Annotated in this window: 22 protein-coding genes and 3 tRNA genes; 15 read left to right on the forward strand and 10 right to left on the reverse strand. The window is 73.3% G+C overall.

Annotated elements, in window-relative coordinates; all coding sequences use genetic code 11:
* Window positions 1–314: transposase (locus tag BMX74_RS05940; protein ID WP_177227257.1), on the forward strand; the 314-nt coding region annotated here is incomplete at its 5' end.
* 12 nt (window positions 315–326) lie between these two features.
* On the opposite strand, the gene BMX74_RS05945 is transcribed toward BMX74_RS05940, so the two are convergent.
* The 3 genes from BMX74_RS05945 to BMX74_RS05955 are packed head-to-tail and all read right to left on the reverse strand — an operon-like array spanning window position 327 to window position 3052.
* On the reverse strand, window positions 327–1157 hold the full coding sequence (locus tag BMX74_RS05945) for an aminotransferase class IV (RefSeq protein ID WP_055505591.1): 831 nt from the start codon (window positions 1155–1157) through the stop codon (window positions 327–329).
* Window positions 1158–2168 (reverse strand): chorismate-binding protein, encoded by a 1011-nt coding sequence (locus BMX74_RS05950; protein WP_091098929.1) that lies wholly within the window; start codon window positions 2166–2168, stop codon window positions 1158–1160. It abuts the gene before it with no gap.
* A complete protein-coding gene (locus BMX74_RS05955; protein WP_256256800.1) occupies window positions 2135–3052 on the reverse strand; it encodes a LysR family transcriptional regulator in 918 nt (305 codons plus the stop codon). Before BMX74_RS05955 ends, BMX74_RS05950 begins: the two co-directional genes overlap by 34 nt.
* A gap of 58 nt (window positions 3053–3110) precedes the next feature.
* Here BMX74_RS05955 and BMX74_RS05960 point away from each other — a divergent pair, with 58 nt between their 5' ends.
* Window positions 3111–4313, forward strand: coding sequence for a Rid family hydrolase (locus BMX74_RS05960; RefSeq protein ID WP_091098933.1), 1203 nt, complete (start codon window positions 3111–3113; stop codon window positions 4311–4313).
* Here BMX74_RS05960 and hutH read toward each other — a convergent pair.
* From hutH to BMX74_RS05975, 3 genes are read right to left on the reverse strand one after another with little or no spacing between them, the layout of a single operon-like run.
* Window positions 4305–5855, reverse strand: a complete 1551-nt coding sequence (gene hutH, locus BMX74_RS05965) for a histidine ammonia-lyase (protein ID WP_091099489.1) — start codon at window positions 5853–5855, stop codon at window positions 4305–4307. The genes BMX74_RS05960 and hutH overlap by 9 nt on opposite strands.
* Before the next feature lie 19 nt (window positions 5856–5874).
* Window positions 5875–6588, reverse strand: a complete 714-nt coding sequence (locus BMX74_RS05970) for an ArsR/SmtB family transcription factor (RefSeq protein ID WP_055505595.1) — start codon at window positions 6586–6588, stop codon at window positions 5875–5877.
* A 44-nt stretch (window positions 6589–6632) separates the two neighbouring features.
* Complete coding sequence (locus BMX74_RS05975; RefSeq protein WP_091098936.1) at window positions 6633–7190, reverse strand: hemerythrin domain-containing protein; 558 nt, start codon at window positions 7188–7190, stop codon at window positions 6633–6635.
* A gap of 101 nt (window positions 7191–7291) precedes the next feature.
* Here BMX74_RS05975 and BMX74_RS05980 point away from each other — a divergent pair, with 101 nt between their 5' ends.
* Complete coding sequence (locus BMX74_RS05980; RefSeq protein WP_091098938.1) at window positions 7292–8494, forward strand: hypothetical protein; 1203 nt, start codon at window positions 7292–7294, stop codon at window positions 8492–8494.
* 17 nt (window positions 8495–8511) lie between these two features.
* Here BMX74_RS05980 and BMX74_RS05985 read toward each other — a convergent pair whose 3' ends face one another.
* Window positions 8512–9318 carry an SAM-dependent methyltransferase gene (locus tag BMX74_RS05985; RefSeq protein ID WP_055505598.1) on the reverse strand — a complete coding sequence of 269 codons (807 nt, stop codon included), beginning with the start codon at window positions 9316–9318 and terminating at the stop codon, window positions 8512–8514.
* Window positions 9319–9429: 111 nt separating this feature from the next.
* Between BMX74_RS05985 and BMX74_RS05990 the strand changes: the two genes are divergently transcribed.
* The 12 genes from BMX74_RS05990 (at window position 9430) to BMX74_RS06045 (ending at window position 17445) form a co-directional block, all read left to right on the forward strand.
* Window positions 9430–10773: an MFS transporter gene (locus BMX74_RS05990; RefSeq protein ID WP_091098940.1), complete on the forward strand. Its 1344-nt coding sequence runs from the start codon at window positions 9430–9432 to the stop codon at window positions 10771–10773.
* A gap of 72 nt (window positions 10774–10845) precedes the next feature.
* Window positions 10846–11328, forward strand: coding sequence for a hypothetical protein (locus BMX74_RS05995; RefSeq protein WP_055505600.1), 483 nt, complete (start codon window positions 10846–10848; stop codon window positions 11326–11328).
* A gap of 34 nt (window positions 11329–11362) precedes the next feature.
* Window positions 11363–11434 (forward strand) — tRNA-Gly (locus tag BMX74_RS06000).
* A gap of 15 nt (window positions 11435–11449) precedes the next feature.
* Window positions 11450–11520: transfer RNA gene (locus BMX74_RS06005), tRNA-Cys, on the forward strand.
* Between the two features lie 5 nt (window positions 11521–11525).
* A tRNA-Val gene (locus BMX74_RS06010) sits at window positions 11526–11600 on the forward strand.
* A gap of 132 nt (window positions 11601–11732) precedes the next feature.
* Window positions 11733–12824 carry an LLM class flavin-dependent oxidoreductase gene (locus BMX74_RS06015; RefSeq protein WP_305728622.1) on the forward strand — a complete coding sequence of 364 codons (1092 nt, stop codon included), beginning with the start codon at window positions 11733–11735 and terminating at the stop codon, window positions 12822–12824.
* Between the two features lie 88 nt (window positions 12825–12912).
* Window positions 12913–13566 carry an FMN reductase gene (locus BMX74_RS06020; protein ID WP_055505602.1) on the forward strand — a complete coding sequence of 218 codons (654 nt, stop codon included), beginning with the start codon at window positions 12913–12915 and terminating at the stop codon, window positions 13564–13566.
* Window positions 13567–13677: 111 nt separating this feature from the next.
* Window positions 13678–14376, forward strand: coding sequence for a DUF899 domain-containing protein (locus BMX74_RS06025; RefSeq protein ID WP_091098942.1), 699 nt, complete (start codon window positions 13678–13680; stop codon window positions 14374–14376).
* Between the two features lie 127 nt (window positions 14377–14503).
* Window positions 14504–15265 (forward strand): chitosanase, encoded by a 762-nt coding sequence (locus BMX74_RS06030; protein WP_305728623.1) that lies wholly within the window; start codon window positions 14504–14506, stop codon window positions 15263–15265.
* Window positions 15266–15315: 50 nt separating this feature from the next.
* A complete protein-coding gene (locus tag BMX74_RS06035) occupies window positions 15316–15921 on the forward strand; it encodes a cyclodeaminase/cyclohydrolase family protein (protein ID WP_091099490.1) in 606 nt (201 codons plus the stop codon).
* Window positions 15918–16751 (forward strand): bifunctional 5,10-methylenetetrahydrofolate dehydrogenase/5,10-methenyltetrahydrofolate cyclohydrolase, encoded by an 834-nt coding sequence (locus tag BMX74_RS06040; RefSeq protein WP_091098945.1) that lies wholly within the window; start codon window positions 15918–15920, stop codon window positions 16749–16751. The genes BMX74_RS06035 and BMX74_RS06040 overlap by 4 nt, the downstream gene beginning before the upstream one ends.
* Window positions 16744–17445: a type 1 glutamine amidotransferase gene (locus BMX74_RS06045; RefSeq protein ID WP_055505605.1), complete on the forward strand. Its 702-nt coding sequence runs from the start codon at window positions 16744–16746 to the stop codon at window positions 17443–17445. The genes BMX74_RS06040 and BMX74_RS06045 overlap by 8 nt, the downstream gene beginning before the upstream one ends.
* On the opposite strand, the gene BMX74_RS06050 is transcribed toward BMX74_RS06045, so the two are convergent.
* Genes BMX74_RS06050 through BMX74_RS44885 form a run of 3 tightly spaced genes read right to left on the reverse strand, consistent with a single transcriptional unit; the run spans window position 17414 to window position 20904 of the window.
* Window positions 17414–17773, reverse strand: coding sequence for a hypothetical protein (locus BMX74_RS06050; RefSeq protein WP_055505606.1), 360 nt, complete (start codon window positions 17771–17773; stop codon window positions 17414–17416). The genes BMX74_RS06045 and BMX74_RS06050 overlap by 32 nt on opposite strands.
* Before the next feature lie 54 nt (window positions 17774–17827).
* Window positions 17828–19426 (reverse strand): AMP-binding protein, encoded by a 1599-nt coding sequence (locus tag BMX74_RS06055; RefSeq protein WP_091098947.1) that lies wholly within the window; start codon window positions 19424–19426, stop codon window positions 17828–17830.
* 59 nt (window positions 19427–19485) lie between these two features.
* On the reverse strand, window positions 19486–20904 hold the full coding sequence (locus BMX74_RS44885) for an alpha/beta hydrolase fold domain-containing protein (RefSeq protein WP_218153901.1): 1419 nt from the start codon (window positions 20902–20904) through the stop codon (window positions 19486–19488).
* Window positions 20905–20927: the final 23 nt, after the last annotated feature.

The raw sequence follows: 20927 nt of genomic DNA on the forward strand, positions 1-20927 counted from the left end.
GCGAGAAGCTGTATGTGATCGCCGACAACTACTCGCCCCACAAACATCCCCAGGTCCGCGCTTGGGCTGCCGATAGTGATGTTGAGCTGGTGTTCCTGCCGACCTACGGTTCCTGGTTGAACTGGATCGAGTCGGAGTTCGCCGCGCTGCGCTACTACGCGCTGAACGGCACCGACCATCGCAGTCATGACGAGCAGAACGCGGCGATCGGCGCCTACGTGCGATGGCGCAACGCCCGAGCCGAGCCCAAGACCAACTTCGCCGCCAGCTCACCGATCAGAAGCTGGACCAGTTACCCGGCCAAGGTTGCGTGACGGGCCACTAGCTCACGGGTTGAGGTCGGCGGCAGAGCGCTCCGCGAAGATCTCCATGGCCTTCGTGGTGATCGGGCCGGGGGCGGCGGGCAGCTCGGTGTCGTCGACGAACCTGATCGGCTGGACGTCGCGGGTGGTGGAGGTGAGGAACGCCTCCTCGGCGTCGTACAGGGCGGACAGCGGCAGGTCGGTCTCCTCGCCGCCGGCCCACTCCAGCACCAGGCCCCTGGTGACGCCGGCCAGGCAGCCGGAGGCCAGGGTGGGGGTGAGCAGCCGGCCGTCGCGGACGACGAAGACGTTGGAGCCGGTGCCCTCGCACAGGTCGCCCGCGAGGTTGCCGAAGATCGCCTCGCCCGCGCCGCGCGCCTTGGCGTGGAACAGGGCCTTGGCGTTGTCGCCGTACGAGGTGCTCTTCACCCCGGACAGGGCGCCGCGCTCGTTGCGGGGCCAGGGGACGACGGCGACCTTGGCGGTGTCGGGGAACGGCTTCTGCTCGTCGACGATGACGACGGTCGTGGTGCCTTCGTTGCCGCGGTCGGAGCCGAGCGGCCCGGGGCCGCTGGTGTAGGTGATGCGGACGCGGCCGAGCTCCCAGGCGGGCGCGGCGGCCAGGCAGCGGGCGACCCCCTCGGTGATGGCGTCGAGGTCGGGCTCGGGCAGCTCCATGCGCCGGGCCGACAGCGCGAGCCGGTCGAGGTGCCGGGTGAGCGCGAAGGTCTTCCCCTTGACGATCTTGATGGTCTCGAAGACGCCGTCGCCGACCATCAGGCCGTGGTCGAACACGGACACGGTGGCCTGGGCGGGGTCGACCAGTTCCCCGTTGACCCAGACTGGGACGTTCATTCAGTTTCCTCCTGTGGATGCGAGTGAGATGAGTCTGGACGCCTTCAGCTCGGTCTCGAGCCATTCGCGCGTGGGGTCGCTGCCCCACGTGATGCCCGCGCCCGTGCCGAACCTGATCTCGCCTTCCGAGATCCAGAACGTGCGGATGCCCACGGCCAGCTCCGCTCTGCGCCTGTCGGCGTCGACCCAGCCCACGGCCCCACAGTACGGCCCCCGCGGCTCGGGTTCGAGCTCATCGATGATGCTCAGGGCCGACGACTTGGGCGCGCCGGTGACGGAGCCGGGCGGGAAGGTGGCGGCGAACAGCTCGGGCCACCCGGCGCCGGGCGCGAGCCTGGCCCGTACGGTGGAGACGAGGTGGACCAGCCCGGGGTGCGCCTCGACCGCGCACAGGGAGGGCACCTCGACGGAGCCGACGTCCGCGACCCTGCCGAGGTCGTTGCGGACGAGATCGACGATCATGACGTTCTCGGCGTAGTCCTTCTCCAGCAGGTCGCCCGCGGTGACGCCGGTGCCCTTGATCGGCCGCGACTCGACGACGTCGCCGTCGCGGGACAGGTACAGCTCGGGCGAGGCGGTCACCACGCTCAGGCCGGGGACGCTGACGATCCCCGCGTACGGCGCGGGGTTGCCCTCGGCCAGGCGGGCGGCCAGCGCGAGCGGGTCGGCTCCGGCGGGGAGAGGAGCGGTGAGGACGCGGCACAGGTTGGCCTGGTAGACGTCGCCGCGCTCGATGCGGTCGCGGATGGCGCGCACGCCGCGCTCGTAGCCGGCCTGGTCGAGGGAGCTGCGCCACTCCCCCGGGCCCGGACCGTGCCAGGCGGAGCGGGGCGTGGGCAGGGGCGACCTGCGCACCCGCTCGAAGCGGGCGCACGTCATCTTGCCCTCGAAGTCGGCGACCACGGCCCACCAGCCGCCGCCGTCGAGCGCGGCCAGGTCGCCGGTCACCTCACTCAGCTCGGTGGCGAGCGTATGCCCTAACCAGGCGAAACCGTCGTACACGCCTCCCATTCTCTCAGCAGGGCGGTGAACTCCAGCGCGGCGGGGAGGGCGGGGTCCGGCAGGGCGGCGTAGACCCTGCGGGCGGGGGCCAGCCCGCGCAGCGGGCGCAGCACCAGCTCGGCGGGCACCGCCGCGGCGGCCAGTTCGGGCACGAGGGTCACGCCGAGCCCGGCGGCGACGAAGGCGAACTTGCCCGTCCACTCGGCCACCCGCAGGCCGCCGCGCGGCGTGAACCCGGCCGCGGCGCAGGCGGCCACGAGCAGCGTGGGCTGCCCGCGCGGCGCGGCCTCGATCCAGCTCTCCTCCGCCAGGTCGCGCAGGTCCACGTCGGGCTGGCCGGCGAGCGCGTGGCCGCGGGGCAGGGCGACGAGCAGGCGGTCCTCGCGCAGCAGGACGGTGGTGGCGCCCTCGCCCGGCAGCCCGGCCGGGTAGTCGCTGATGACGGCGACGTCCAGCGCCCCGGCGCGCAGCCGGTCGACCAGGTGGCCGCTCAACCCCTCGACGAGCCGCAGCTCGACGTCGGGGCGGGCGGCGGCGAAGCGCCGCAGCGCGGCGGGCACCAGGCCCGCGTTGGCGGTGGCGAAGGCCCCCACCCGCAGCGTGCCGCCGCTCCCCGCGTGGATGGCGGCGAGCTCCTCCCCCGCGCGGTCGAGCCGGTCGAGGACGGCCACGGCGTGCCGGTGCAGCGCCGCGCCCGCCGGGGTGAGGCGCACGCCGCGGGCCAGGCGTTCGAAGAGCGGGCCGCCCGCGGCGCGCTCCAGCGCGGCGACGCGCCGGGAGACGGCCGACTGGGTGTAGCCGAGCAGCTCGGCGGCGGCGGTGAACGAGCCGCCGCGGGCGACCTCGTCGAACAGGCGCAGCGTGGCGGCGTCGAAGGCATTCACGTCAGTCATGGCTGGCATGCAATCTAGTCGGTGGTGGAATACCTCGCATCCCTGTTCACTGTGGGACATGATTGCTTTTCTCGGACAGGGACGCATGGGCGTCCCCATGGCCCGGCGACTCGTGGAGGCCGGGCACCAGGTGACGACGTGGCGGCGTGGCGGCGGCGTGCCGGTGGAGGCCGCCGTCGAGGGCGCGGACCTGGTCATCACCGTGCTGAGCGACCCCGCCGCCGTGCGGGAGGTGCTGACGGCCGCGCTGCCGGGACTGCGCCGGGACGCCACGGTGGTGGAGATGTCCACGATCGGCCCGGAGGCGGTGCGCGAACTGCGCGACCTGCTGCCCGCCTCGGTCGGGCTGGTGGACGCGCCGGTGCTGGGCAGCGTCGGCCCCGCCGCCGCCGGCACGCTGACCGTGCTGGCCGGAGGCGACGTGTCGGGGTGCCGCGACGTGCTGTCGGCGTTCGGCGCCGTGCGGGAGCTGGGGCCGCTCGGGACGGGCGCGGCGATGAAGCTCGCCGTCATGAGCGCTCTCGTGCCCGCCCAGGTGCTCCTGGCGGAGACCTTCGCGTACGGGGAGACGCACGGGGTGGACCGCGACGCCCTCGCGGACGTGCTCGCGGCCACCCCACTCGGCGGCCTGGCGGAGCGGCTGCGCGAGCCGTCCGAGGAGACCAGGTTCGCGCTCGCGCTCGCCGCCAAGGACCTCGGCCTGGCCGCGTGGGAGGGCGGCACGCTGGCCGCCGCCGCCCGGCGCAGGCTGCAGGAGGCGCAGGCGGCGGGCCTGGGCGACCGCGACCTGACGGCCGTCGCCGCGTACCTGCGCCCCGGCGCGGAACCGGCCGCGCGGCGGTCGCGGGCGGTGCCGCTCAACCCGCCCACCGTGCCCGCCACGAACGGCTTCTACTCGCACGCCGTCCGCGTCGGCGACATGCTCTACGTCTCCGGGCAGGCCGCCTTCGACGAGCAGGGCAGGCTGGTGGGCGAGGGGTCGATGACGGCGCAGGCCGAGCACGTCTTCCAGTGCGCGCAGCGCGTGCTCGCCGACCAGGGCGCCACGTTCGAGGACGTCGTGTTCATCCGTACGTACCTGACGGACATGGACGACCGGGTCGAGCTCGGTCAGGTGCGCAGGAAGTACATCACCGGCACGCCCCCGGCCAGCACGACCGTGGAGGTGTCGCGGCTGTTCATGCCGGGGCTGCTGCTGGAGATGGACCTCATCGTGGCCCTGCCCGCGACACTGGCCGCGACACTGCCCACGTCACGCTAGCGGGCCGGTGACCGACTCCGCCGCCGCGACCACGCCGCCGTCGGCGACGAGCCGCACGGCCGACTCGATCTCGGGGGCGAGGAACCGGTCAGGGCCCGGCGCGGGCACGGTCTCGCGCAGCGCCTCGACCACGGCGGCCGTGGCGGGCGCGGGCTTGAGCGGGGCGCGCAGGTCGAGCGCGCGGGCGGCGGTCAGCACCTCGACGGCCAGCACCCTGGCCAGGCCGTCCACGGCCCTGCGCAGCTTGCGGGCGGCGGACCAGCCCATGGAGACGTGGTCCTCCTGCATGGCGGAGCTGGGGATGGAGTCGACGCTGGCGGGCACGGCGAGCCGCTTCATCTCGGACACGACGGCCGCCTGCGTGTACTGGGCGATCATGTGGCCGGAGTCGACGCCGGGGTCGTCGGCGAGGAACGCGGGCAGCCCGTGGTTGCGCGCCACGTCGAGGAAGCGGTCGGTGCGCCGCTCGGACATCGACGCCACGTCGGCGGCCACGATCGCGAGGAAGTCGAGGACGTAGGCGAGCGGCGCGCCGTGGAAGTTGCCGTTCGACTCGACCCGGCCGTCGGCCAGGACGGCGGGGTTGTCCACCGCGCTGGCCAGCTCCCTGGTGGCGACGGTGGCGGCGTGCGCGATGGTGTCGCGGGCCGCGCCGGCCACCTGGGGGGCGCAGCGCAGCGAGTACGCGTCCTGCACCCGGGTGCAGGCGGACGGGTCGCGGTGGCTCTCCATGATCCCGGAACCGGCGAGGACGCGGGTCATGTTGGCGGCGGAGTCGGCCTGGCCGGGGTGCGGGCGCAGCGCCTGCAGCTCGGGCGCGAAGACGCGGTCGGTGCCGAGCAGCGCCTCGACGCTCATCGCGGCGCTGACGTCGGCGGTGCGCACCAGCCTGGTGAGGTCGTCGATCGCGAGGACGAGCATGCCGAGCATGCCGTCGGTGCCGTTGATGAGGGCCAGGCCCTCCTTGGCGGCCAGCTCGACCGGCTCGATGCCGGCCTGCTTGAGCGCCTCGGCGGCGGGCTGGAGGCGTCCGGACGCGTCGCGGACGACGCCCTCGCCCATGAGGGTGAGCGCGACGTGCGCGAGCGGCGCGAGGTCTCCCGAGCAGCCGAGGCTGCCGTACTCGTGGACCACGGGGGTGATGCCGGAGCTGATGAGCGCGGCGAGGGTCTTGGCGGTGACCGGCCTGATGCCGGTGTGGCCGGTGGCCAGGGTGTGCAGGCGCAGCAGCATGAGGGCGCGCACCACCTCGGTCTCGACCTCGGGGCCGCTGCCGGCGGCGTGGGAGCGCACCAGCGACCGCTGGAGCTGCGCGCGCAGCGCCGGGTCGATGTGCCGGGTGGCCAGCGCCCCGAACCCGGTGGAGACGCCGTAGGCGGGCACCGGGCTCTCGGCCAGCTCCTCGACCCGCTGGCGGGAGGCCGCCATGGCGGCGACCGCGTCGTCGCTGAGCCGCACGGCGGCGCCGTGGCGGGCGACGGCGATGACGTCGTCGAAGGACAGGGGTTCAGGGCCGACGGCCACGACTCCGTTGTCGCGCATGATGGGGCGCACCTCTCGCTCAGGTAACCGGCGTAAGCGATGTTAGCTCCTTACGGGCGAACAGCGACGCCAGCCCCTCCCTGCCCTCGTCCGTGACCGTCACCGCCCTGGGCAGGGCGCCCCTGCGGACCCAGCCGCGCGCGAACAGCGCGCCGGTGAGCGCCGCCCCGAGCGCGCCGCCGAGGTGGGCCCTGCGCTCGGTCCAGTCGAGGCATTCCGTGGCGAACCTCCGCCTGGACCCCCTGACCCGTTCCAGGTCCACGCCGAGGCTCGCGACCAGTTGCTCGCCCGAGGGGGTCAGCCCCGGGCCGTCGTAATAACCGCCCTGCCTGAGGTGGTCGAACAGCTCGACGCCGGCCCGCCCCGCGAGGTGGTCGTAGCAGGTGCGGGCCTCCTCCAGCAGCCGCGCCTGACGGGACTGCCGCAGCGACCGCACGGCGGGGCGCCCGCTGATCCTCGCCAGCACCTCCAGCACCTCCGCCACCTCGTGCCCGGCGAGCCGGTAGTAGCGGTGCCTCCCCTGCCGTACGACGTCGACGAGCCGTCCCTCCAGCAGGCGGGCCAGGTGGGCGCTGGCGGTCGCGGCACTGACACCGGCCAGCCCCGCCAGTTCCCCGGCCGCCAGCGCCCGCCCGTCGAGCAGCGCGGTCAGGATGGCGGCACGGGTCGGGTCGGCGATGAGCGCCGCGACAGGCGCGATGTCGGCGTCGGCGGCGATGTGCTGCGCGGTCATGCTCCGACGCTAGCTCACAGACATTTCGTCCCGTGCCGAAGGGTTCATGCATGGTGGCCGTCCGTGGCCTTCCTGATGAGGTCCCTGGCGCGGTCGGCCAGGGCGAGCGGCCCGCCCAGGAGCAGGTTCCTCGTCGCGGACTCGGTGCCCGGGTGGGGGTGGGTCGGCGCGAGCGCCTCGGCCGCCCTGACGGCGACCGCCATCGTGCGGCGCTCCACGGCGGTGGTGGCGGCGCGCAGCCTCACGAACTCGTAACGCTCCTCCGAGCGGGCGTGCACGGTGACCGCGCGGCGCAGCCGGTCCAGGTTGTCGTGGAAGTCGGGGTGGGCCACGCCCGTCCTGTCCAGGTGCTGGAGCAGGCGCTTGGCGCGCCGCTCCTCGTCGAGGCGGTCGGCCACCAGGCCGTGCCCACCGTCGAGCTTCAGCCGCGCGTAGGGGTGGACGATCTCCTCCTCGGCGGTCTCGTGCGCCGCCAGCAGCCGGACGAGCCGGTCGAACGCCTCGCCCCGCGCGCCCGGCTCCGCGTTCCCGACCTCGTCGAACATGTCCCTGATGCGGGCGTGCTGCGCCACGAGCAGGTCGAGGACGTCCTGTTCTGCCACGCCAGCGGCGTACCCCGGGCGTGTCGGCGCACGCGCCCCGTTACCCAACCCTGGGCGTTCCGGGACGGAATACGGAAATTCCCCGGGGTAGGTGCAGCACCATGACTTTCGATCCTCTGCAGGAGCGGGGCATCCCGCTGGACAGGCAAGTGCGTAACTGGCGCGAGCTCAACGTCACGCCGATCGATCCCGACCACGCCGACCCCTACACCCGGTGCCGCATCATCACGATGAACGGGATCGAGACCGAGGCGGTCCTGTTCAGCCACCACCTCGCCCGGCACTGCCAGGACCTGGACCTCAAGCGGCAGCTCGCGCGGGTGCGCTACATCGAGGCCCAGCAGCAGAAGGCCGTCAACTGGCTGCTGCCCGGCGTCTCGTCGGTGCTGGAGACCACCATCGCGTACGAGCAGGTCGCCGTGGACCTGACGGCCTGGGTGGCGAGGATGGAGCCCGACCCCTACCTGAAGAAGGCGTACGAGTTCGGCGTCCTGGAGGACTTCGACCACCTGTACCGCTACGCCAACCTGTACGAGATGATCGAGCACCGCAAGGCAGAGAAGATCGTCGACCAGCTCACCGAGGTGATGCCGGGCAGGCCCACGTACCTGCACCACCGCGACCCCTTCGACAACGTGCGCGAGCCGTACGACAGGGGCGGCACCGAGCCGATCTCCAAGCTGCACGCCCTGACGATCATGTCGGCCGAGCAGCAGACGATGAACTTCTACATGAACGTCGGCCCCACCTACATGGAGCCGATCGCCAGGCAGCTCTACCAGGAGATCGGCCTCATCGAGGAGGAGCACGTCACCCACTACGAGTCGCTCGTCGACCCGGGCGAGAGCTGGTGGGAGATGCTGCTCAACCACGAGTACAACGAGTGCTACCTCTACCACTCCTTCATGGAGACGGAGTCCGACCCGAAGGTGAAGGCCGTCTGGGAGCTGCACCTCAACATGGAGCTGGAGCACCTGCGCCTGGCCGCCGAGCTGTTCAAGCGGCACGACGGCCGCGACCCCGACCAGGTGCTGGCCCCGGCACTGCCGCCGCCCGTCACGTTCGAGCCGAACAAGGGCTACCTGCGCGAGCTCATCGCCACGCAGATCGACTACACCACCCTGGGCACCGGCTACGTGCAGGAGGCCCACGAGCGCTTCGAGAAGATGCAGGAAGCGGTCATGGGCGGCGAGAAGGCGCCGTCGGAGCGGGTCATCGAGGACAACAGGGCGCGCTCCGGCCAGGAGTACCGCCTGGAGACGGAGGGGCGGCACCCGGTCGGCAGCCTCCAGATGAGCCGGTAGCGCGGCGGGCGGCGGGTTCAGACGATCTTGCCGACCCCGCACAGGAAGTAGTTGCGCGCGCGGCCGAGCGCGGGCTCGGTCACGCGGGTGTCGGGCCGCCACTGGTGCAGGTTGACCATGCCGGGCTCGGCCAGCTCCAGGCCGTCGAACAGGGGCGCGATCTCCTCCGACATCCGCGACACGAACTGGGCGGAGGCGTTGTCGTAGACGCGCTCGACCTCGGGGGCGACCTGCGGCCGGTCGTCCACGGCGACGTGGGAGATCGCGACGTGGCTGCCCCGGGGCAGCGCGGCCCGGATGCGGGCGACGATGCCGGCGGGGTCGTCGGAGTCGGGGACGAAGTGGAGGATCGCGAGGAGCAGGACGGCGATCGGCTGGTCGAAGTCGAGGTGGGCGCGGATCGCCTCGTTCGACATGATCTCGTCGGGCCGCCGCACGTCGCCCTGCGCGACGAGCACCTCGGGGCTCTGCTGGAGCAGCGCGCGGGCGTGCACGAGCACCTGGGGGTCGTTGTCGACGTACACGGTGCGCGAGCCCGGCGCGTACCGCGCGGCCACCTGGTGCACGTTGTCCTGCGTGGGCAGGCCGGCGCCGATGTCGAGGAACTGGCGGACGCCCTGGTCGGTGAGGAAGCGGATGGCGCGGGCGAGGAAGGCCCGGTTCTCCCTGATGCCGATGGGGATCTCGGGGACGAACTTCAGCACCCGTTCGCCCGCCTCCCGGTCGACGGGCAGGTTGTCCTTGCCGCCGAGGAAGTAGTCGTACATGCGGGCGGCGTTCGGGATGGACGCGTTGAAGCCGCCGCCGATCGAGGCCGGGTTCATCGATGCTCTCCAGTGGTTGGCGCCAGGCGGTGATCTTAACAGCGAGCGGGATTTTCCATCCATAAAGGGAAATTCCTCGTTATTCGGTGATCACGGTGCCATGATCCACCCATGACCGCTACCTCCGCGCGCCGCGTGCTGGGTGCCGAGCTGGCCGACGGCATCACCCGAGGCAACATGTGGGCGCTGCTGTCCTTCTCGACGGCCGGCACCGCGGTGATCTCCTTCCTCCCCTCCACCCAGCCGCACATCCTCACCACGATCCTCGGGGTGCCCGAGTCCGCCCAGGGCCGCGTGGTGGGGCTGCTCGGCTTCGCCGCCGAGCTCGCCATGATCCTCAGCCTGGCCTGGTACGGCGCGCTGAGCGACCGCTTCGGCAGGCGGCTCGTCGTGATCGCCGGGCTGATCCTGTGCGCGGCGGGCGTCGCCCTGTTCCCGTTCGCCGGGAACCCGGCCGTGCTCGTCGCGCTGCGCGTGGTGTTCGGGCTCGGAGTGGCGGCGCTCAACGCCATGATGTCGACGATCGCCATCGACTACGTACGGGCCCGCTCGCGCGGCAAGTCGTACGGGCTCATCGGCGTCTTCGGCGGGCTCGGCGCGCTGGTCGCGGTGCTCGTCCTGGTGCGGCTGCCGCGCACGCTGGAGGCGCAGGGCCTGGCCCCCGTGGCGGCGGCCCGCGTGTCGTTCCTCATCATCGCCGCCGGTGTCCTGGTCATGGCCGGCGTGCTGTGGCTGACCCTCTCCCCCGCCCGCACCGGCGAGGCGGAGGCGCACGTCCCGCTGCCGCGCCTGGTGAAGGAGGGCCTGGTCCTCGTCCGCGACCCCGGGGTCGCGCTGTCGTACGCCGCCTCCTTCGTCGCGCGCGCCGACCTCGCCATCGTCGTCGGCTTCATGAGCCTGTGGATCACCGACCACGCCAGGGCCGGCGGGATGTCGGGGGCCGACGCGCTGGCGAAGGCCGGGGCCGTGGTGGGCGTGTCGCAGACCGTCGCGCTGTTGTGCGCGCCCGTCTTCGGCTGGCTCGGCGACCGGGTTCGCCGCCAGGACCTCGTCATCGGCTGCCAGCTCCTCGCGGCCTGCGCGTACCTGTCGACGTTGCTCGTGCGCGACCCCCTCGGCGCCGACATGATGATCGTCGCCGTGCTGATCGGCATCGGCGAGATCGCCGGGATCACCACCGCTGGCCCCCTGCTGGCCCAGCAGGTGCCGGCCGCCGTGCGCGGCACGGCGTTCGGGGTGCACACGCTCTGCGGCGCCGCCGGCATCATGATCCTCTCGGCGCTGGGCGGCCTGCTGTACGACACCTGGCGGCCCGCGGGCCCGTTCGTGGCGGCGGGCGTGGCCGGGCTCCTCGTCGCCGCCTTCGGCCTGGTCGTACGGCGGCGGGTGAAGGCGAGCGAGCAGGCCGACCTCGGCCGCGAGGCGATGCCGGAGGAGGGCCCCGTACGGGGCTGAGCCCGCCGCGGGCACACGTCGACAGGCACGTTTCGACCGGGCGTTGAACGAGCCTCCGCCACGATGAGCGGCATGCACACCAGCGAGAACACCAACCCCGCCCTCGCCGTCGCCGCGGCGGCCGAGCACTGCCTGGAGATCGCCGCCACCTGGCTGGCGTGGGACGGCCGCCCCATCGTGACCGACGGCGAGAACGTCTGGACGCCCGCCAAGGCCGCCCGCCGCATCCAGGACCACCTGATCGACCACCTGGCCGAGGTGGAGGCCCTGCTGGCCGGGGACGTCCCCGACCCCTCCCCCTGGCAGGGCCGCGCGGTCACGCTCGACTCCGACTGGGCCCGCTTCACCGAGTCAGACCTGTCCGAGGCGCGCGCCCGCTGGCCGCGCCTGGCCCGCTCGTACGTCAACCGGTACGCCACGGCCTCCGGCGAGTGGGACGTGCCCCGCACCCCCAACTGGACGCTGCGCGAGATCGCCGAGCACGTCTCCGAGATCACCTGGTACGCCGAGCAGGTCGGACGGCTCCGGTTTGGGGACTCGGCCGAGATTCGCTAGAGTTCTCTCGTCGCCCGGCGCGAGCGGGGCACACGCGGAAGTGGCTCAGTGGTAGAGCATCACCTTGCCAAGGTGAGGGTCGCGGGTTCGAATCCCGTCTTCCGCTCGGGGCTTCCGGCTCGGTGGAGTGGCCGAGAGGCGAGGCAGCGGCCTGCAAAGCCGTCCACACGGGTTCAAATCCCGTCTCCACCTCGCGAGGACGATTAGCTCAGCGGGAGAGCGCTTCCCTGACACGGAAGAGGTCACTGGTTCAATCCCAGTATCGTCCACCATTATGTTCGTTCAAGGCCTCGGGCTCTCAGGAGCCCGGGGCCTTTCCGCGTATCCGATGGGGTGGAATATCCGGGAGGGCGTTCGCGCTAGGGTACCTGTCAAACATTCAACTGTCATGGACGGTGACTAAAGTGCAGTTCGGGATCTTCAGCGTGGGTGACGTGACCATGGATCCCACCACGGGCAGGACGCCGACCGAGCACGAGCGCGTCAAGGCGATGGTGGCCATCGCGCTCAAGGCCGAGGAGGTCGGGCTCGACGTGTTCGCCACCGGTGAGCACCACAACCCGCCCTTCGTCCCGTCGTCGCCGACGACGATGCTCGGCTACATCGCGGCCAGGACCGAGCGGCTCATCCTGTCCACCGCCACGACGCTCATCACCACCAACGACCCGGTGAAGATCGCCGAGGACTTCTCCATGCTCCAGCACCTGGCCGACGGCCGGGTGGACCTCATCCTGGGCCGCGGCAACACCGGCCCCGTCTACCCGTGGTTCGGCCAGGACATCCGGCAGGGCATCCCGCTGGCCATCGAGAACTACGCGCTGCTGCACCGGCTGTGGCGCGAGGACGTCGTGGACTGGGAGGGCAGGTTCCGCACGCCGCTGCAGGGCTTCACCTCGACGCCGCGGCCCCTCGACGGGGTGCCGCCGTTCGTCTGGCACGGCTCGATCCGCAGCCCCGAGATCGCCGAGCAGGCCGCGTACTACGGCGACGGCTTCTTCGCCAACAACATCTTCTGGCCGAAGGAGCACTTCATGCGCCTGATCAGCCTGTACAGGCAGAGGTACGCGCACTACGGCCACGGCACGCCGGAGCAGGCCGTCGTCGGGCTCGGCGGGCAGGTGTTCATGCGCAAGAACTCCCAGGACGCCGTCCGCGAGTTCCGCCCGTACTTCGACAACGCCCCCGTGTACGGCCACGGGCCGTCGCTGGAGGAGTTCATGGCCGAGACCCCGCTGACCGTGGGCAGCCCGCAGCAGGTCATCGACAGGACACTCGAGTTCCGCGAGTTCTTCGGCGACTACCAGCGCCAGCTGTTCCTCATGGACCACGCGGGCCTGCCGCTGAAGACGGTGCTGGAGCAGCTCGACATCCTCGGCGAGGAGGTCGTGCCGGTGCTGCGGGCCGAGTTCGCCAAGGACCGGCCCGCCGAGGTGCCCGACGGGCCGACCCACGCGTCCCTGGTGGCGGCCCACGAGTCCGCCCCGGCCGGCGCCTGACCCGCCACGCCTGGCCCTCGCCCGCGCCCCGGGCCGCCCGGGGCGCCCGGGGCGCGGTGATCACCCCCTCCAACGGAAGGAGACCGACATGAAGCTCGTCGTCGTCGCGGCCGGGCTGACCCAGCCGTCCTCGACCCGCCTGCTCGCCGACCGCCTCGCCGAGGCGACGTCCGGGCTGCTGCCCGAGCCGCCCGAGGTGCGCGTCGTCGAGCTGCGCGAGCTGGCCGTGGACGTCGCCAACGCCTTCGTCACCGGCTTCCCCAACACCCGGCTGCGCGAGGTGATCGAGGCGGTGACGGCGGCCGACGGCCTCATCGCGGTCACCCCGATCTTCAGCGGCTCGTACAGCGGCCTGTTCAAGTCGTTCTTCGACGTGATCGACCCCACGGCGCTCGCGGGCAAGCCCGTGCTCCTCGCGGCCACGGGCGGCACCGCCCGGCACTCGCTGGCGCTGGAGCACGCGCTGCGCCCGCTGTTCTCGTACCTGCGCGCAGTGGTCGTGCCGACCGCCGTGTACGCGGCGGCGGAGGACTGGGGAGGCGGCGGCGACCCGTTCACCGACGGGCTTGGCGAGCGCATCGCGCGCGCCGCCGGGGAGCTCGCGGACCTGCTGGCCCGCCGCGCCCCCGAGCCCCGCGAGGGCACGCGGGCGGACGGGCGGCAGGTCGAGGACCTCGAGGACCTCGAGGACGTCGTGCCGTTCGAGCAGCAGCTCGCGGCGCTCCGCCCGCCCACCGCCTAGGACCTCCCCGTGGCTCCCCTGCCGGATCGGCCCGGTCACCGATGAGTTCGGCGGCCGGGCCCGGTCCACCCCTGCGAACCGCACATCGCGGACGCGACCAGTGAGGGAGCCATGAGCACGAACGCACTACCGCCCGTCGTCGACGCCGAGACCTGGCAGCGCCGGCTCGACGAACTGCGGGCCAGGGAGAAGGCCGCGACCAGGGAGCTCGACGCCATCGCCGCCCAGCGCCGCCGCCTGCCGATGGTGAGGATGCCCGACTACGTCCTGGAGGGCGAGGACGGGCCGGTCCGGCTGGCGGACGTCTTCGACGGCAGGAGGCAGCTGATCGTCTACAACCACATGTGGTTCCCCGGCAAGGAGTGGCAGTGCCCGGGCTGCACCGGGTTCACCTCGCAGTTCACCCGCCTGGAGTTCCTGGACGACTACGACGCCAGGTTCGTCGTCGTCACCCAGGGCCCGATCGACGAGGCGCTCGCCTACAGGCGGCGGGTCGGGAACAGGATGACCTGGTACTCCACCGCGAACAGCCCGTTCGGCGCCGACGTCGGCGCGCCATCCGGAGCGGGCTTCGCCGTCAACGTGTTCCTGCGCGACGGCGACACCGTGTACCGCACCTGGCACACCGACGGGCGGGGCACCGAGCAGCTCAGCCACACCTTCGCGCTGATCGACCTGCTGCCGTACGGACGGCAGGAGGAGTGGCAGGACGTTCCCGACGGGTGGCCGCAGTCGCCCACCTACAGCCGGTGGCCCGGCTCGGAGGACATCGCCGCCCTGTACGGCGAGGACGCCGCCCAGGGACGTTGAGGCGCCGCCCTCCCGCGTGAGGTGCGCCACGAAGCGGCCCGGTTCACAGCGCGCGCACGGCGTGGGGAGGTACGGTCCGTCGGAGATCATCCCCGACGGACCGTACCTCCCCTCGACAGGAGCCCGTGTGCTGACCGCCACCCTCGTCACCCTCTCCCTCGCCCTCTCGCCGGCCCCGTCCGGCCTGGCCGAGCCGCACAAGAAGGACATCGCGATGCGGCTGGTGTCGAGCGCGGAGAACTCCTCGCTGGACTGGAAGGCCCAGTACGGCTACATCGAGGACATCGACGACGGCCGCGGCTACACGGCGGGCGTCATCGGCTTCTGCTCGGGCACCGGCGACATGCTGGAACTGGTCGAGCGCTACACCCGCCGCAGGCCGGGCAACCCGCTGGCGGCGTACCTTCCCGCGCTGCGCGAGGTCGACGGCACCGACTCCCACAAGGGCCTCGGCAAGCCGTTCATGAAGGCGTGGAAGGCCGCCGCCGCCGACCCCGTGTTCAGGAAGGCGCAGGACGACGAGCGCGACCGCGTCTACTTCGACCCCGCCGTCGCCCAGGCCAAGAGGGACGGCCTGCGCACGCTCGGCCAGTTCGCCTACTACGACGCCATGGTCATGCACGGCCCCGGCGACGGCGCGCTGAGCTTCGGCGGCATCAGGAAGCGGGCCCTGGCCAGGGCGCTGCCCCCGGCGCGCGGCGGCGACGAGGTCGCGTACCTGAACGCCTTCCTCGACGCGCGCAAGGCCGCCATGCGGGCCGAGGAGGCCCACGAGGACACCAGCCGGGTCGACACCATGCAGCGGGTGTTCCTCAGGAAGGGCAACCTCGACCTGGAGCCGCCGCTGACCTGGAAGGTGTACGGCGACCGCTACACGATCAAGCGGTGACCACTCGCCCGGTCCCCGGCCGCGGACGTGATCCTGGCAGAATGCCGGGCATGCGCGACACGACGATCTCCGGTTTCCTCGACCGGCTGGCCGACCGGGTGCCCGCCCCGGGCGGCGGCGCGAGCGCGGCCCTCCACGCCGCGCAGGCCGCCGCGCTGCTCGGCATGGTGGCCCGCTACAGCACCGGCGACCGGTACGCGGCCCACGCCGCGACGATCGCGAGCGTCACCGCCGAGGCCGACGCGCTGCGGGCGCGGGCGCTCATCCTCGCCGAGGAGGACATGGCGGCGTTCGGCGCGGTGGCGGAGGCGTACGGGCTGCCGAAGGGCGAGGAGCGGTCGGCGGCGATCGGGCGGGCGCTGGCCGGCGCGGCCGAGCCGCCCGCCGCGGTGGCCGAGTGCGCCGCCAGGCTGGTGGAGCTGTGCGAGGCGCTGCTGCCGATCGGCAACCGCAACGTGATCACCGATGTGGCCGCCGCGGCCGACGCGGCGCGCGCGGCGCTCAGCACGGCGCGGGTGAACGTGGAGGTCAACCTGAGCGGCATCGCCGACGCCGGGGCGCGCGAGGCGCTGGCCTCCCGCCTGGCGGGCGTGGACGGCGCGCTCGCGCGGGCCGACCGGGTGACCGCCGAGGTGCGTGAGGAGATCGCCAAGTGACGGCGGCGACGCTGACCGGGAAGGACCTCGCCGCCGCGATCAGGGCGGAGACGGCCGCGCGGGCCGCCGAGGGGCCGCGGCCGCGGCTGGCCGTGGTGGTGGCGACGGCCGACGAGGCGAGCCTGTGGTACGTCCGCTCGATCGCCAAGGCGGCGACCGGCGCCGGCATCGCCTGCGACCTGGTGGACCTCGGCCCCGAGGCGGCGCCCGCGCACGTCGGGGAGACGCTGGAGCGGCTGAGCGGCGACCCCTCGGTGCACGGCGTGCTGCTGCAGACGCCGCTGCCCGCGGGCGCGTCCGCCCAGGAGCTGGCCGGCGCCATCGACCCGGCCAAGGACGTCGACGGCGCGAACCCGCTCTCGCTGGGCCGCCTGGCGGCCGGGCTGCCCGCGTTCGCCCCGGCGACGGCGGCGGCCGTCATGGCGCTGCTCGACCACCACGGGGTGGAGCTCGCGGGCCGGCGGGCCGTCGTGGTCGGCCGCTCGACCGTGGTCGGCAAGCCGCTCGCGCACCTGCTGCTCGACCGCGACGCCACCGTCACGGTCTGCCACTCGCGCACCCGCGACCTCGCGTCCGTCACCTCGCAGGCGGACGTGCTCGTCGCGGCGGCGGGCCGGGCCGGGCTGATCGGCGCGGCGCACGTCGCCCCGGGAGCGGTCGTCATCGACGTCGGCACCAACCCGACGCCCGACGGCGGCCTCACCGGAGACGTGGACGCCGGCGCAGTGCGCGACGTCGCGGGCGGGCTGAGCCCGGTGCCCGGCGGCGTCGGACCCGTGACCACGGCGCTGCTGCTCCGCCACACCCTGGAGGCGGCCCGCCGTGCCTAAGGTCCTCGTCGTGCAGAACAGCAGGAGCGGCGGCCCCAGCCGCTGGGGCGCCTGGCTGGAGGAGGCGGGGCTCACGCTCGACGTGGTGCACGGCCACAAGGGCGACCCGCTGCCCGGCGGCCTCGACGACCACGACGCCATGATCATGCTGGGCGGCGGGTACCTGCCCGGCGACGACGGGCGCGCCCCCTGGCTGGCCCCCGCGCGGCGGCTGGTGGGCGAGGCCGTGGCCGAGGGCGTGCCGCTGTTCGGCATCTGCCTCGGCGGCCAGATGCTGGCCGAGGTCGCGGGCGGCGAGGTGACGGGCGACGCGGGCGCGCCGGAGAACGGCAGCGTCCCCGTCACGATCAGGCCCGAGGCCGGGAGCGACCCGCTCTTCCACGGGCTGCCGCCCGTCGTGCCGGCGATCGAGCACCACAAGGACGCCGTCACCCGCCTGCCGCCCGGCGCGGTCTGGCTGGCCGAGACGGCCGCCTGCCCCTACCAGGCGTTCCGTGTGGGCGATCGGGCGTGGGGCGTGCAGTTCCACCCCGAGGTGCTGCCCGCGCGGGTACGCGAATGGGAGGCCGACGGGTTCGACCCGGCCGAGGTGTACGCGCGCGCCGTGGCCGACGAGCCGGTGTCCACGCCCGTCTGGCGGGAGGTGGCCGGGCGGTTCGCGCTCACCGTGCGTACGCGTCGTACCCCTGCTTGACCGCCACCGCCAGGCCGCAGGCCGCGGCGAGGTGGCGCAGGCTGTGGCCGGGCAGCCTGCGGGCGATCCCCGGGCCGATCCAGCCGCCCAGCGGGAAGCCGGCCGCCAGCGGCGCCGCGGCGGCCCAGTCCACCGGGCCGAACAGCGCGAACCCGGCCGCGGCGAGCGCCGTCAGCCGGCCGAGCCTGAGCACCCGGCCGCCCTGCCCGGCCGGCTCGGGACGCGACCCCGCCGCCGCGCCCAGCCCGGTGAAGACCAGGGCGACCGTGCTGACCACCCCGGCCGCCGTCCCCACGGCCGGCAGGCCGAGCACCTCCGCCACGATCACCCCGACGTGCTGGGGGCCGCCTTCCCGGCGGGCACCGGCCGGGGTCCGGCGTCCTCAGTCGTGTCCGGGCAGCCCCAGGAGCCCGGCCGCCCGCTCGCGCATCTCCACCTTGCGGATCTTCCCGGTGACGGTCATCGGGAAGGCGTCCACGACGTGGACGTACCGGGGGATCTTGTAGTGGGCCAGCCTGCCCGCGCAGAACTCCCTGACCCGCTCGGCCGTCAGCGGCTCCGCGCCCGGCCGCATCACGATCCAGGCCATGAGCTCCTCGCCGTACTTCTCGTCCGGCACGCCGATCACCTGGACGTCCGCGATGTCCTCGTGGCGGTACAGGAACTCCTCGATCTCGCGCGGGTACACGTTCTCGCCGCCCCTGATGACCATGTCCTTGATCCGGCCGACCACGTTGACGTAGCCGTCGTCGTCCATGACGGCCAGGTCGCCGGTGCGCATCCAGCGGGCCTCGTCGATGGCCTCGGCCGTCCTGTCCGGCTCGTTCCAGTAGCCCAGCATGACCGAGTAGCCCCGGGTGCACAGCTCGCCCGGCTCGCCGCGCGGCACCGTCAGCCGCGTCTCCGGGTGCACGATCTTCACCTCGACGTGGGGCATCACCCGGCCGACCGTCTCCGTCCTGCGGGCCAGGTCGTCGTCCGTCCTCGTCATGGTGGACACCGGGGACGTCTCCGTCATGCCGTAGCAGATGGCGACCTCGCGCATGTTCATCTCGCCGACCACCCGCTTCATCACCTCCACCGGGCAGGGCGAGCCCGCCATGATGCCGGTGCGCAGCGACGACAGGTCGTAGCCCGCCGCGATGGCCAGCTCCGCGATGAACATCGTCGGCACCCCGTACAGGGAGGTGCAGCGCTCGTCCTGGACGGCGCGCAGCGTCGCGTCCGGGTCGAAGCCCGGCGACGGGATCACGATGCACGCGCCGTGCGAGGTGGCGGCCAGGTTGCCCATCACCATGCCGAAGCAGTGGTAGAAGGGCACCGGCAGGCAGACGCGGTCCTCCTCGGTGTAGTGGATCAGCTCGCCGACGAAGAAGCCGTTGTTGAGGATGTTGTGGTGCGAGAGGGTCGCGCCCTTCGGGAAGCCGGTGGTGCCCGACGTGTACTGGATGTTGATCGGGTCGTCGAAGGTGAGCCGCGCCATGCGCTCACGCAGCGCGTCCTCGCCGGCCAGGCCGGCGCGCAGGGCGTCCCAGGTGGGGTCGTCGAAGTAGACGACGTCCCCGAAGCCGATCTCGTCCACCATCGCCCGGTAGTCGCTCGACTTGTGCGTCTGCGCGCTGACCAGCAGCCGCATGCCCGACTGCCTGACCACGTACTCCAGCTCGTGGGCGCGGTAGGCCGGGTTGACGTTGACGAGGATGGCGCCGATCTTGGCGGTGGCGTACTGGACGAGCACCCACTCCGCCCGGTTCGGCGACCAGATGCCCACCCTGTCGCCCTTCGCGACGCCCCGGGCCAGCAGCGACCTCGCGAGGAGGTCCACGTCCGCGTTCAGCTCCTCGTACGTCCACCTGCGGCCCGTGGGGACGTCCACGAGCGCCTCCCTGGCGCCGAAGCGGGCGGCGGTGCGTTCGAGGTTCTCTCCGATGGTCTCGCCCAGCAGCGGCGTGCCGGCGGTGGAGCTGGAGTACGACAGCATGCCCTCAGTGTCGGGCGGAGCGGGCCGCGGCACCACCCCCGTCCGGGGGTTGCGAAGGGTCAGCCGAGCGCTCGCATGATCGCCTCCGCCGTCGCCTCCCAGATGGGCGTGCCGGGGGTGATGACGTCGAAGTGGTCGCCCGCCGTCTCCAGGTACGTCACGTCGTCGCCCGCCTCCCGCGCGGCACGGGCGTGGCGGCGGCTGAAGTCGATCAGGTCGGGGTCGTCGCCCGTGCCCTGCACGATGAGCTGGGGCACGCCGAGCGGCACCCTGAGCAGGGGCGACGAGACGGCGTACGGCTCGGCCGCCCCTCCCGGCCGGACGCGGGTCCCGGCCGCGACCTCAGCGGCGCCGTCGGGCGGCGCGGGGGCGCGGGTGCCGTGCGGCGGCGCGGGGGCGGGGGTGCCGTGCGGCGGCGCGGGGGTGCGGGTGCCGACCTCGGGGGCGGGGCTGCCGTCCAGCGGTGCCAGGGCGCGGGTGCCGAGCGCGGCGGCGACGGCGCCCGAGCTGACCCAGCGCCTGTCGCCCTCGACCAGGTCGAGCACGCCCGCGAGCGACACGGCGAGCGCGACCGGCGCGCCGTCGGCCGCCGCCCGCAGGGCGAGCTGCCCGCCCGCCGAGTGCCCCACCACCGCCACCCGCCCGAGATCGAGCCGCGCCTGGAGCATGCCGTGCGACATGGCCTGGGGCTCGCCCGGCGCGCGGGGACCGGGGCGGTCCGGGATGTCACGGAAGTCCGGGATGTCGCGGACACCAGGGATGTCGCGGACGCCAGGGATGCGGCCGCCAGGGATGTCGCGGAGGTTCGGGAGATCGGAGAGGTCGGGGAGGTGTTGGAGATGGTGGAGGTGGTGGAGTGCGGAGAGTCCGGCGGCGACGTCGTCCGTGGTGGCGCGCCAGCCGTGCAGGTCGGGGCGGCGGTACTCCAGGTTCCAGACCGCCGTGCCGCGCGCCGCGAGGTCGGCGCACAGCGCGTCCATGACATCGGCCGCCCAGATGGACCGCCAGTAGCCGCCGTGCACCAGCGCGACCACCGGCACGGGCCCCTCAGCGGGCGCGGACGGCAGATGCAGCTCGCCCCACTGCTCAGGTCCGGGTCCGTACGGGATGCGCGAGGCCCGGCGCCGGGCGCGGTGCACGGCGTGCCTGACGCCCCAGCCGAGACCCGCCAGGCCCCGCCCGTGCAGGTGCGCGGCGCCCTCGGCGGGGACGACCCCGTCGCGGCGGTGCAGGTCGACCCAGACGACCGGGCCGAGCGGGCCGGTCACCAGCTCCCCCGCCTCCGGGCCCGGCACGGCGACCACCGCGGCGCCGCCCGCGAGCCCGTCGAGGACCATGGAGCGCAGGCCGTGGACGTCGGGCGCGTGGACCACCTCGCCGCGCACGCCGAGGGCGGCGAACTCGCGGGCCGCGATCTCGCCGAGCAGGCCGGGGTCGGCGACCACGGCCGGACCGATCACCACGAGGACGTCGCTCATGGACGCCGACCCTACAGGGAAGG

Source organism: Nonomuraea pusilla (assembly GCF_900109355.1).
In the GTDB taxonomy this organism is placed as follows: domain Bacteria; phylum Actinomycetota; class Actinomycetes; order Streptosporangiales; family Streptosporangiaceae; genus Nonomuraea; species Nonomuraea pusilla.

What these genes read in the sequence shown, in the direction of transcription:
- BMX74_RS05955 (WP_256256800.1), bottom strand. Translation starts at nt 3,052, where the DNA reads ATGACTGACGTGAATGCCTTCGACGCCGCCACGCTGCGCCTGTTCGAC.
- hutH (WP_091099489.1), bottom strand. Translation starts at nt 5,855, where the DNA reads ATGCGCGACAACGGAGTCGTGGCCGTCGGCCCTGAACCCCTGTCCTTC.
- BMX74_RS06055 (WP_091098947.1), bottom strand. Translation starts at nt 19,426, where the DNA reads ATGCTGTCGTACTCCAGCTCCACCGCCGGCACGCCGCTGCTGGGCGAG.
- BMX74_RS05995 (WP_055505600.1), top strand. Translation starts at nt 10,846, where the DNA reads ATGCACACCAGCGAGAACACCAACCCCGCCCTCGCCGTCGCCGCGGCG.
- BMX74_RS06025 (WP_091098942.1), top strand. Translation starts at nt 13,678, where the DNA reads ATGAGCACGAACGCACTACCGCCCGTCGTCGACGCCGAGACCTGGCAG.
- BMX74_RS05990 (WP_091098940.1), top strand. Translation starts at nt 9,430, where the DNA reads ATGACCGCTACCTCCGCGCGCCGCGTGCTGGGTGCCGAGCTGGCCGAC.
- BMX74_RS05985 (WP_055505598.1), bottom strand. Translation starts at nt 9,318, where the DNA reads ATGAACCCGGCCTCGATCGGCGGCGGCTTCAACGCGTCCATCCCGAAC.
- BMX74_RS05960 (WP_091098933.1), top strand. Translation starts at nt 3,111, where the DNA reads ATGATTGCTTTTCTCGGACAGGGACGCATGGGCGTCCCCATGGCCCGG.
- BMX74_RS06020 (WP_055505602.1), top strand. Translation starts at nt 12,913, where the DNA reads ATGAAGCTCGTCGTCGTCGCGGCCGGGCTGACCCAGCCGTCCTCGACC.
- BMX74_RS05970 (WP_055505595.1), bottom strand. Translation starts at nt 6,588, where the DNA reads ATGACCGCGCAGCACATCGCCGCCGACGCCGACATCGCGCCTGTCGCG.
- BMX74_RS05980 (WP_091098938.1), top strand. Translation starts at nt 7,292, where the DNA reads ATGACTTTCGATCCTCTGCAGGAGCGGGGCATCCCGCTGGACAGGCAA.
- BMX74_RS06035 (WP_091099490.1), top strand. Translation starts at nt 15,316, where the DNA reads ATGCGCGACACGACGATCTCCGGTTTCCTCGACCGGCTGGCCGACCGG.
- BMX74_RS05950 (WP_091098929.1), bottom strand. Translation starts at nt 2,168, where the DNA reads ATGGGAGGCGTGTACGACGGTTTCGCCTGGTTAGGGCATACGCTCGCC.
- BMX74_RS05945 (WP_055505591.1), bottom strand. Translation starts at nt 1,157, where the DNA reads ATGAACGTCCCAGTCTGGGTCAACGGGGAACTGGTCGACCCCGCCCAG.
- BMX74_RS44885 (WP_218153901.1), bottom strand. Translation starts at nt 20,904, where the DNA reads ATGAGCGACGTCCTCGTGGTGATCGGTCCGGCCGTGGTCGCCGACCCC.